General features: G+C 67.3%; 10 protein-coding genes. All 10 read right to left on the bottom strand.

Features of this window, described 5'->3' with window-relative positions; genetic code table 11:
* On the bottom strand, window positions 1-970 hold a 970-nt coding region (locus AB3X43_RS07975), incomplete at its 3' end, for an efflux RND transporter permease subunit (RefSeq protein ID WP_369429321.1).
* Complete coding sequence (locus AB3X43_RS07970; RefSeq protein WP_369429320.1) at window positions 967-2070, bottom strand: efflux RND transporter periplasmic adaptor subunit; 1104 nt, start codon at window positions 2068-2070, stop codon at window positions 967-969. The genes AB3X43_RS07970 and AB3X43_RS07975, both read right to left, overlap by 4 nt.
* A gap of 80 nt (window positions 2071-2150) precedes the next feature.
* Window positions 2151-3611, bottom strand: a complete 1461-nt coding sequence (locus AB3X43_RS07965; protein WP_369429319.1) for an efflux transporter outer membrane subunit — start codon at window positions 3609-3611, stop codon at window positions 2151-2153.
* Between the two features lie 66 nt (window positions 3612-3677).
* Window positions 3678-5354 carry a TRAP transporter large permease gene (locus AB3X43_RS07960; RefSeq protein ID WP_369429318.1) on the bottom strand — a complete coding sequence of 559 codons (1677 nt, stop codon included), beginning with the start codon at window positions 5352-5354 and terminating at the stop codon, window positions 3678-3680.
* Window positions 5354-5971, bottom strand: a complete 618-nt coding sequence (locus tag AB3X43_RS07955; RefSeq protein ID WP_369429317.1) for a TRAP transporter small permease subunit — start codon at window positions 5969-5971, stop codon at window positions 5354-5356. The genes AB3X43_RS07960 and AB3X43_RS07955 overlap by 1 nt, the downstream gene beginning before the upstream one ends.
* 196 nt (window positions 5972-6167) lie before the next feature.
* A complete protein-coding gene (locus tag AB3X43_RS07950; RefSeq protein WP_369429316.1) occupies window positions 6168-6518 on the bottom strand; it encodes a protein tyrosine phosphatase family protein in 351 nt (116 codons plus the stop codon).
* A gap of 22 nt (window positions 6519-6540) precedes the next feature.
* A complete protein-coding gene (locus AB3X43_RS07945) occupies window positions 6541-6987 on the bottom strand; it encodes a GatB/YqeY domain-containing protein (protein ID WP_369429315.1) in 447 nt (148 codons plus the stop codon).
* A gap of 139 nt (window positions 6988-7126) precedes the next feature.
* Window positions 7127-7339, bottom strand: coding sequence for a 30S ribosomal protein S21 (gene rpsU, locus AB3X43_RS07940; protein ID WP_179635735.1), 213 nt, complete (start codon window positions 7337-7339; stop codon window positions 7127-7129).
* Between the two features lie 187 nt (window positions 7340-7526).
* Window positions 7527-8738 (bottom strand): BaiN/RdsA family NAD(P)/FAD-dependent oxidoreductase, encoded by a 1212-nt coding sequence (locus AB3X43_RS07935; RefSeq protein WP_369429314.1) that lies wholly within the window; start codon window positions 8736-8738, stop codon window positions 7527-7529.
* A 48-nt stretch (window positions 8739-8786) separates the two neighbouring features.
* Entirely contained in the window at window positions 8787-9269 is a 483-nt protein-coding gene (locus AB3X43_RS07930; protein ID WP_369429313.1) for a hypothetical protein, read from the bottom strand.
* Window positions 9270-9546: the final 277 nt, after the last annotated feature.

The following is a 9546-nucleotide window of genomic DNA, read 5'->3' as shown; positions in this document are numbered from 1 at the left end:
GATCGACGAAGTTGAACGCCTCGGTGAAGGTGATGTCGGGGTAGCGCTTGCGCAGGGCCTCGACCCGGGCCCGCACGTCCGCGGCGATCGCCACTTCACCTGCGCCCTTGGACCGCGTGATCTCGAAACCGACCACTGGCTGGCCGTTCAGCAGCGCGACTGCGCGCGGCTCGGCCACCGTGTCGCTGACCTGTGCCACCTGGTCGAGGCGCACATGGCGCCCGTCCGACAGGGTGATTTCCAGTCGTGCGAGTTCCTCTGCGCTCTGCACCGTGGCGATGGTGCGCACGGCCTGTTCGGCACCGCCGAGGTCGCTGCGCCCGCCGGGCGCATCCTGCTGGATCTGGCGCAACTGGCGCGACACGTCCGAGGCCGTGGCGTTGAGGGCCAGCAATTGCGCCGGATCGAGTTCGACCCGCACCTCGCGCGTCACGCCGCCCACCCGCGACACGGCACCGACGCCGCGCACCGAGAGCATCTGCTTGGTGATGGCGTTGTCCACCAGCCAGCTCAGCGCCTCGTCGTCCATGCGGTCGGAGGCGACGGTGTAGGTCAGGATCGGTGCACCGGCCAGGTCCATCTTCTGGATGACCGGGTCGCGCAGATCGCCGGGCAGGTCCGAGCGTACCCGCGCCACCGCATCGCGCACGTCGTCCACGGCCTCCTGCGTGGGCTTTTCCAGCCGGAATTCGACCGTGATGGTGACGGCGCCATCGTTCACCAGCGTGTAGATGTGCTTGACGCTCTTGAGCGTGGCCAGCGCGTTTTCGAGCTTGCGGGCCACCTCGGTTTCGAGCTGCGCCGGTGCCGCGCCGGGCAGGGCGGCTGTGACCATCACCGTCGGCAGGTCGATGTCGGGGAAATTCTGGATCGTCATCGCCCGGAAACCCATCAGGCCGCCGAGCGTGAGCAGGATGAACAGCAGGATCGCCGGAATCGGGTTGCGGATCGACCAGGAGGACACGTTCACGGCTTGGCTCCCGCGGGTGCAGCGACCACCTGGACGAGATCGCCATCGGCCAGGAAACCGCCGCCTTGCGCGACGACCTGCGCGGCCGCCTCCAGACCGCCTGTCACCTCGATCCGGTCACCCAGACGCCGGCCGACCTGCACCTTGGTCTGCAGCACGCGGTTGTCCTTGCCCAGGCGGAACACGTAGCTGTAGCCGTCGCGCAGCAGCACGGCGGTCTGCGGCAGCGTCAGCGCCGTCGATTGACCGATGACGAACTCGCCGCGGGCGAACATGCCGGCCCGCGCTGCGCTACCGGCGGGCAGATCGACGTAGACCAGTCCGTTGCGGGTGGTGGCATCGACCGTCGGTGCGAGCATGCGCACCTTGGCGTCGATCGCGCCGCCGCCTGCGGGCACAACCTTCACGGCCATGCCGGGCTGCAGCCGGTGCAGATCGGCGGCGGGCACCTCGGCACGCCACTCCAGCCGACCCTGGCGGATCAGCCGGAACAGCTCCTGCCCCGGCTGGGCGATGGCGCCCATCGTGGCCATGCGTGCGCTGATGATGCCGTCATCCGGCGCCTTGATGCTGGTCTGGTTCAGGCGCAGTGTGTCGGCCGCCAGGCGGGCCTTGATCGACTGGAGCCGGGCACGGGCGGTGGCTTCGCCGGTGGTGTATTGCTGGATCTGCTGCGTGCTCAGCGCTCCGCTGGACTGCAATGCACGGGCGCGTTCGGCGTTGGCCTGCGCTTCGGCCAGTGTCGCCTCGGCCTCGGCCAGGCCCGCTCTTGTGCCGGCGAGGTCGGCGGCGAGGGTCTCGGCCTGCAGGCGGGCGAGCAACTGGCCCTTCTTGACCCGGTCGCCGAGCTGCACGTTCACCTCCACCAGCCGCAGCCCCTGCGTCTCGGCGCCGATCACGACATCCTGCCACGCGGCCACGCTGCCATTGGCGGCGAGCGACTGGGGCAGGTTGCCGGTCTGTGGGGCGGTGACGGACACGGTCAGCGCGGCCTTGGTCGCTGCGGAGGCGGGCGCCTCGGCGGCCTGGACCCGCCAGGCGAGGGCGGAGGCCAGCAGGCCCAGCGTCAGCAGGTGGGTGGGTGACAGGGAACGGTGCATGGCGGGGGTCACACGGGTGGAGGCGGTGTGTGGGTTCCCGCGTGTGCGGGAATGACGGGGTGTGGGCACGCGAGGGCCTGTCATGCCGGGGATCCGGGCAGGCTGGTGCGGACCGGCAGCGCATCGCCGCCGCGGGTCCAGCCGCCGCCAACGGCGCGGTAGAGGCTGATCCAGGCGGCGACCTGCTCCCGCTGCAGCGCCAGCAGCGTGGCTTCGGCCGACAGCGTCTGGCGGCGGGCGTCTTCGGTCTCGAGGACGCTGGCGGCACCGAGGCGTGTGCGTTCCTCGGTGCTGGTGAGGACGCTGCGCAGACCCTCGGCGGCAGTGCGCGCATCGGCCTCGCGGCGCTGGCTGGCGTCAATGCGCAGCAGCGCCTCCTCGACTTCGCGCACTGCGCTGCGCAGCTTGACGGCATAGCCCGCGCGGGCCTCGTCATAGCGTGCACGGGCTGCATCGGCCTGGGCCTGCAGGCGGCCGTGGTCGAACACCGGCAGTGTCAGGTTCGGGCCAAACCCCCAGGTCAGCGCGTCGGTGGTCGTGCCACCTGCCCGCACCAGGCCGATGCCGATGCTGCCGTTGAGCGTCAGCTGCGGCCAGCGGGCCGCTTCGGCGACACCGACCTCGGCGGCGCTGGCCTGGAGTTCCTGCTCGGCCGCCGCCAGGTCAGGGCGCTGGGCCAGTGTGGCAGCGGGCAGTGTGGCCACCGTGAAACTGCTGGGAATCGGCAGCCGGGCAGTGCGCGTCGCCAGGCGTTCGTGCAGCCCGTCCGCGGTGCTGCCGGTCAGCATGGCCAGGGCTTGGGTGGCCAGGGCGCACTCGGTCTGCTGCGCCGCCACCCGGTCGCGGGCCTGAGCCGCGGCGGCCTGGGTCAGTCGGGCATGCACAGGGGCCTCGAAGCCGACATCGGCCTTGCGCTGGACCAGTGCCGCGCTGCGGCCGAGCGAGTCGGACTCCCGCGTGTAGAGCGCCACCAGCGCTTCGCAGGTGCGCAGGCCCAGGTAGGTCTGCGCCACTTCGGCGGCCAGCGAGATCCGCGCATCGTGCCAGCCGAGTTCGGCCTGCGCTGCCCGCGCCTGTGCAGCCTGGACACCCTGGCGCACGCGGCCGAACAGGTCGATTTCCCAGCCGGCATCGACACCTGCGCCGAGCTGGCTGACGGTGTTGAAGCCGGTGGCTGCCGTGGCGCCGCGGCTGGCCTGTGCATTCGCCGTGGTGCCTGGCCAGCCGGCGGCGGCGCTGATGCGCTGTGCAGCCCGGGCCTGTTCCACCCGTGCGACAGCCTGGGCCAGCAGCGGGTGGGTGGCCTGCGCTTCGTCGACCAGTGCGGGAAGGAGCGGATCGTCGAACTGTTGCCACCAGCGGGTGAGATCGGCGGTGCGGCCGGCATGCGGCAAGGGGGCTTGCCAGAGATTGGCGGAGAGGCCCGGCGGCGGCTTCAGCGGCGGGGCGGTACCGCATCCTGCGAGCAGTCCCAGGGCCGCGAGTGCGGTGGGCAGGGGCCGGGAGAGAACCCGGATGGTGAACGAAAAACGGGCGCGCATTCCATGAGCTTATCAATGAATGCGTGCCCGTGCCGGCCCGGGCGGCCGGTGCCGTCCGGTGAGACGCTACTGCTTTTCGCCGTCCTTCGGCAGGTCCTTGAAGGCGGCCATCGGATCGTCGTCCTTCTTCACGTCATTGGCCTGGAATTCGATCTGCACGTTGTCCGTGTTGATGGCTTCCTTCTTGCCCAGACCGCCCGACACGAGGTTCGGGAAGGCGATGATCAGCGCCACCATGAGGATCTGGATCCCCACGAACGGAATCGCTCCCCAGTAGATCTCGCCGGTGGTGACCTTGGCGGTCAGCTGGCCGGTGACACGGTCCTTGTAGTCCTGCGTGGGCGCGACACTGCGCAGGTAGAACAGCGCGAAGCCGAACGGCGGGTGCATGAACGAGGTTTGCATGTTCACCGCCAGCAGCACGCCGAACCAGACCAGGTCGATGCCCAGCTTCTCGGCCACCGGGCCGAGCAGCGGCACGACGATGAAGCTCAACTCGAAGAAGTCCAGGAAGAAGGCCAGCACGAACACCAGGATGTTCACCACGATCAGGAAGCCCACCTGGCCGCCTGGCAGGCCGGTCAGCAGGTGTTCGACCCACTTCGGTCCGTCCACGCCCTGGAAGGTCAGGCTGAACACGGTCGAGCCGATCAGGATGAACACCACGAAGCAGGCCAGCTTGGCGGTGGAGTCCATGGCCTGGCGCAGCAGGCGCAGACTGAGGCGGCCGCGGCTGACGGCCATGACCAGTGCGCCGACGGCGCCCATCGCGCCGCCCTCGGTCGGCGTGGCGATGCCCAGGAAGATCGTGCCCAGCACCAGGAAGATCAGACCCAGTGGCGGGATTAGCACGAAGGTGACACGCTCGGCCATCTTCGACAGCAGCTTCAAGCCCGTGACCTTGTTGAGCACCGACAGCACGAAGGCGATGCCCACACCGAGGCACATCGACACGACGATCAGCTCGTCGGTCGGCGTGGTGTCCGGGCGGGTCTTGGCGAAGGCCACGGCGCAGGCCACCGACAGCAGCGTCAGCAGCCCGAGCGAGGGCAGGCCGGAGTCACCGTTGTCCTCGCGGATGGTGCGCGCTTCCTTGGGCAGTGCCGGCACCCAGGTCGGACGGATGAAGCTGATCAGCAGGATGTAGCCGACGTACAGGCCCGTCAGCACGAAGCCGGGGATGAAGGCACCCTTGTAGAGATCGCCGACGCTCTTGCCAAGCTGGTCGGCCATGATGATCAGCACCAGCGATGGTGGGATGATCTGCGCGAGCGTGCCCGAGGCCGCAATCACGCCCGATGCGACGCGGCGGTCATAGCCGTAGCGCAGCATGATTGGCAGCGAGATCAGGCCCATCGAGATCACGGAGGCCGCGACCACACCGGTCGTGGCCGCCAGCATCGCGCCGACCAGGACCACCGCGTAGGCCAGACCGCCACGGATCGGGCCGAACAGCTGGCCGATGGTGTCGAGCAGGTCCTCGGCCATCCCCGAGCGTTCGAGGATCAGGCCCATGAAGGTGAAGAACGGAATCGCCAGCAGCGTGTCGTTCTGCATGATGCCGAAGATGCGCAGCGGCATGGCTTGCAGCAGGGCAGAGGGCAGCAGGTTCAGCTCGACGCCGATGAAGCCGAACAGCAGCCCGCAGGCACCCAGCGAGAACGCCACCGAATAGCCCAGCAGCAGAAAACAGATCAGCCCCAGGAACATGATGGGGGCCATGTTGGCCATCAGGAATTCCATCACCGTGCGGCTCCCTGTCTCTTGTTGGCTGCGTTGGCCGTCTGGGCGGCGAGGATGGCTTCGGCCAGTTCCTCTTCCGCGGTCTTCTCCTGCTTCTTCTGGGTCGGATCCTCGATCAGCCCTTGCAGATAGGCGAAGCGCTTGATCAGCTCCGATGCACCCTGGATGCCCAGCAGTGCGAAGCCCACCGGCAGCAGCGCGAACACCGGCCAGCGGATCAGGCCCCCGGCGTTGGACGACATCTCGCTGGTGGCATAGGCCTGGAGCACCAGTGGCGTTGACAGGTAGAGCACGGCGCACACCATCGGAAACAGGAAACAGACGATGCCGAAGATGTCGACCTTGATCTGCGTCCTCTTGGAGAAACGACCGATCACCACGTCGATCTTCACGTGCTCCTGGCGCAGCATGGTGTAGCCGGCGGCAAGCAAGAAGGTGGCCGCGAACAGGTACCACTGGATTTCGAGCAGGGCGTTCGAGCTGTTGTTGAACGCCTTGCGCACGATCGCGTTGCCTGCGGAGATGACCACGGTGATCAGCACCAGCCAGGAAACCGAACGGCCGATGCGTTCAGTGAACGCATCGATCCATCGGGAGAGTTGTAGGAGGGCAGTCAAGAAAAGATCTCCGGATAACAAAGAAACCATCTGGCCGACAAGGGATCGCCGACGATGGCCGTATGACACCCGAAAACTCCCTCTGGCCGCATCGGGTCTTACGACTACGCAGCACTACGCACCCAGGGCGAAGCCGAACGCATCGAGGATGCGCATTGCCATGTCACCGTGTGGTGGCCGACCACCGCGGCCGGCCTCAGCCCGCCTGCGTGGCCGCCATGAAAAGCCGGGTCGAGCGAGCGCCGCTGCGACAGAAGCACAGCAGCGGGCGTGGCATCGTGGCAATCAGCTCGGCGAAGCGGGCGATCTCCTCGGGGCTCTGGTAGCCACCCGCGACGGGCAGGTGTGCGTACTGCAGTCCGGCGGCCAGTGCGGCGGTTTCGACGGCGGCGCTGGTGGGCTGATCCGGGCCGTGCTCGAAATCGGGGCGGTTGTTGATCACGCTGCGGAAACCGGCCGCGGCCACATCGGCCATCGCGGCGGGCGTGAGTTGCGGGGAGACGCAGACATCGGCAGCGATGCGCTGGATCGGCAGGGAATGGCTCATTGCGGTGCTCCGGAAGTGCCTGTCATTTTGTCAGCGCGCGCTTGACGGCGGCGGAGACGAGTCCCATGTCGGCGTTGCCCGCCAGGCGCTGCTTCACGGCACCCATGACCTTGCCCATGTCGCCGGGGCCGGACGCGCCCAGTTCCGACACGATGGCCAGCACGGCCGCATCGATCTCGTCCGCACCCAAGCGCTTGGGCAGGTACGCCTCCAGCACCACCAGTTCGGCACTTTCCTTGTCGGCCAGGTCCATGCGGCCGGCAGCGGTGAACTGCGTGATCGAGTCCTTGCGCTGCTTGATCAGCTTGTCGACGATGGCAACCACGTCGGCGTCCGACAGCGTCACGCGCTCATCGACTTCCTTCTGCTTGCATGCCGACAGCAGCAGGCGGATCGTGCCGAGGCGCGCCGTGTCCTTGGCGCGCATGGCGGCCTTCATGTCTTCGGTGATCTGGTCCTTGAGGGGCATGGGGAATCCTGGGTGGTCCTGGGGGCTGAATACATTGGTCCGGAAATGACAAAACCCGCAACGGCGTCCCGCGCGGGTTCTGGACTTTCGTCGAACGCTGGTTGCATCTGCACAGCACGCTGTGCAGAGTACACCGGGCTCAGTACAGCCGCTTGGGCAGCTGCATCGAGCGCACGCGCTTGTAGTGGCGCTTGACGGCGGCAGCCTTCTTGCGCTTGCGCTCGGCCGTGGGCTTCTCGTAGAACTCGCGAGCGCGCAGGTCAGGCAGCAGGCCCAGCTTTTCGATGGTGCGCTTGAAGCGACGCAGTGCAACGTCGAACGGCTCGTTTTCCTTGACTCGGATGGTCGTCATGAACTGAAAGATCCTTCGGTTTATGCCCTCGGTGGCCGACGCGGGGTTCCGGAAACCCTGGTGCCGCCGACTCGAACAGGCTTCTTTGCCAGCAAAGCCTTGGATTATAGGCGAGTTTGCGGGGGCTGGTGAATCTTCGATTTCTTGTTGATGAAACAGGACGCCTGCATCAATGACCAAGTGGTGATCAGGCCATCGCGAGGGCGTCCGCACAGGCGGCGGCACTCGCCCAGGCCCACTGGAAGTTGTATCCACCGAGCCAGCCGGTCACATCGACGACCTCGCCGATGAAGTGCAGGCCCGGCACGCGCTTGCTTTCCAGCGTCTGCGAGCTGAGTTCACGGGTGTCGACACCGCCGGCCATGACCTCGGCCTTTTTCCAGCCTTCGTCGCCGATCGGGGAGACTTCCCATGCGCGGGCGCGCTGGGCGACGGTCTGCAGGTCCTTGTCCTTGCAGTCGGGCATCGGGCGCTGCGCGTCCAGCCCGGCGCTCTGGAGCCAGGCCTCGGCCAGTCGCGTGGGCAGCAGCGCGGCGAACTCGTTGCCGAGCTGCCGCCGCGACGACTGCTTGGCTGCCAGCAGCCGCGCCCCCAGGTCCACGCCTGGCGCCAGGTCGATTTGCAGCGCCTGACCCGGTCGCCAGTAGCTGGAGATCTGCAGCACGGCCGGCCCGCTCAGTCCACGGTGCGTGAGCAGCAGATCTTCGAGGAATGTGGTGCGCAGCTTGCCACTGCCCACCGAGATGCCGACCGGCAGCGCCACGCCCGACAGCGCTGCATAGGGCGCCCATCGCACAGGGTCAAAGGCCAGTGGAACGAGCGCTGGGCGTGGCGCAATGAGGGTGTGGCCGAATTGCTGGGCGATGCGCAGGCCGAAATCGGTCGCACCGATCTTGGGCACCGGCAAACCACCGGTGGCGATCACCAGCCGGGACGCCTGCACAGATCCGGCATCGGTATCGAGTTCGAATCCACCGGCGTCACCGCTGCGCTGCCGAATGGCCTTGACGCCACACGGCTGGCGCCGTACCACGCCTCCCGTGTCGCACTCGCGCAGCAGCATCGTGATCAGGTCCTCGGCACTGCGGTCGCAGAAGAGCTGGCCTTTGTGTTTCTCATGGAAGGTGATGCCGTGGCGCCGTACGAGCGCGATGAAGTCGCCAGGCGTGTAGCGGGCCAGTGCCGAGCGGCAGAAGCGCGGGTTGTCCGAGAGGAAGTTGGCTGGCGTCGTGTCGAGGTTGGTGAAGTTGGCGCGACCGCCGCCGGAGATGCGGATTTTCTCGGCGATTTTCGGGCTGTGGTCAAGCAGCAGCACGCGTTGGCCGAGCTGTCCGGCGCGACCGGCGCAAAAAAGGCCGGCTGCACCGGCCCCGACGATGACGACGTCAAAGGTTTCCATGGGGCGGGATTATCCGGCGCCGCGATGCCCGCGGCCCAGATTGGCCGGTCACTGGAAGGTGACGGCGTTGTCGAAGGTGTACCAGGCGTTGAGGCAGAAGCGATCCTGTGTCGCGCACGGCGGTGTGCCGGTGCTGGTTTCCTCATCGGCACTCAGGGCAATGCAGTAGTTGCCAGCGGGTGGAGCGGTGCCGCTGGCTTGCAGCTTCATGAACGCCACCGACACATGCCACAACTGATCCGTCCCGCTGCCCTGGCCGCCGACCATGGTCGCTGGGGAGCGTGCGATCAGGTGACCGACAACCCCGTTCTTCCCGATCTGTCCATTGGCAGGGATGGCCCACAAGCTCAGGCGCAAGCGCCCGGTCATTTGGCGGCCACTGAGGTAGTAGTAGCCGTCGTCAGCCCGGATCTGCACCTGCATCTCGACATCAATGGCCGCGTTGGCCACGGTGTCGGACAGCCAGAAGCGCACGGGGGTGCGCAGGGTGGTGTAGAGGTTGGCATAAGACCAGCCCCCCATGCAGTTCATGGCCGGACCTGGGGTTGGAACGGGGATCGGGGCCGGAGCGGGTGCCGGGGCTGGTTCAGGCGATGGCGATGGTGTGGTGGTGCTGCTACCCCCGCCGCCACAGGCGGTCGTGCCAAGCAGGCAGATGGCCACGGCAGCCAGCAGGCGGTGACGGTCTCGGTCGGAGGTGTTCATGACGCAGGGTCAGCGGAAGGTGTTGGCGGGCGTCATCGTGTAAACGGCTTCCGGGCAATAGCCATCGGACGAGCGGCACTCGTTGCTGGTGCTGTACATGTCC

The organism is Sphaerotilus sp., from assembly GCF_041083715.1.
In the GTDB taxonomy this organism is placed as follows: Bacteria; Pseudomonadota; Gammaproteobacteria; order Burkholderiales; family Burkholderiaceae_C; genus Sphaerotilus.
Note: the sequence above shows the minus strand (reverse complement) of the source record. Positions and strands in the feature narration are given on the sequence as shown.

Coding starts and splice junctions, on each gene's coding strand:
- AB3X43_RS07970 (WP_369429320.1), bottom strand. CDS start 2,070: ATGCACCGTTCCCTGTCACCCACCCACCTGCTGACGCTGGGCCTGCTG.
- AB3X43_RS07965 (WP_369429319.1), bottom strand. CDS start 3,611: ATGCGCGCCCGTTTTTCGTTCACCATCCGGGTTCTCTCCCGGCCCCTG.
- AB3X43_RS07960 (WP_369429318.1), bottom strand. CDS start 5,354: ATGGAATTCCTGATGGCCAACATGGCCCCCATCATGTTCCTGGGGCTG.
- AB3X43_RS07950 (WP_369429316.1), bottom strand. CDS start 6,518: ATGAGCCATTCCCTGCCGATCCAGCGCATCGCTGCCGATGTCTGCGTC.
- AB3X43_RS07945 (WP_369429315.1), bottom strand. CDS start 6,987: ATGCCCCTCAAGGACCAGATCACCGAAGACATGAAGGCCGCCATGCGC.
- rpsU (WP_179635735.1), bottom strand. CDS start 7,339: ATGACGACCATCCGAGTCAAGGAAAACGAGCCGTTCGACGTTGCACTG.
- AB3X43_RS07935 (WP_369429314.1), bottom strand. CDS start 8,738: ATGGAAACCTTTGACGTCGTCATCGTCGGGGCCGGTGCAGCCGGCCTT.
- AB3X43_RS07930 (WP_369429313.1), bottom strand. CDS start 9,269: ATGAACTGCATGGGGGGCTGGTCTTATGCCAACCTCTACACCACCCTG.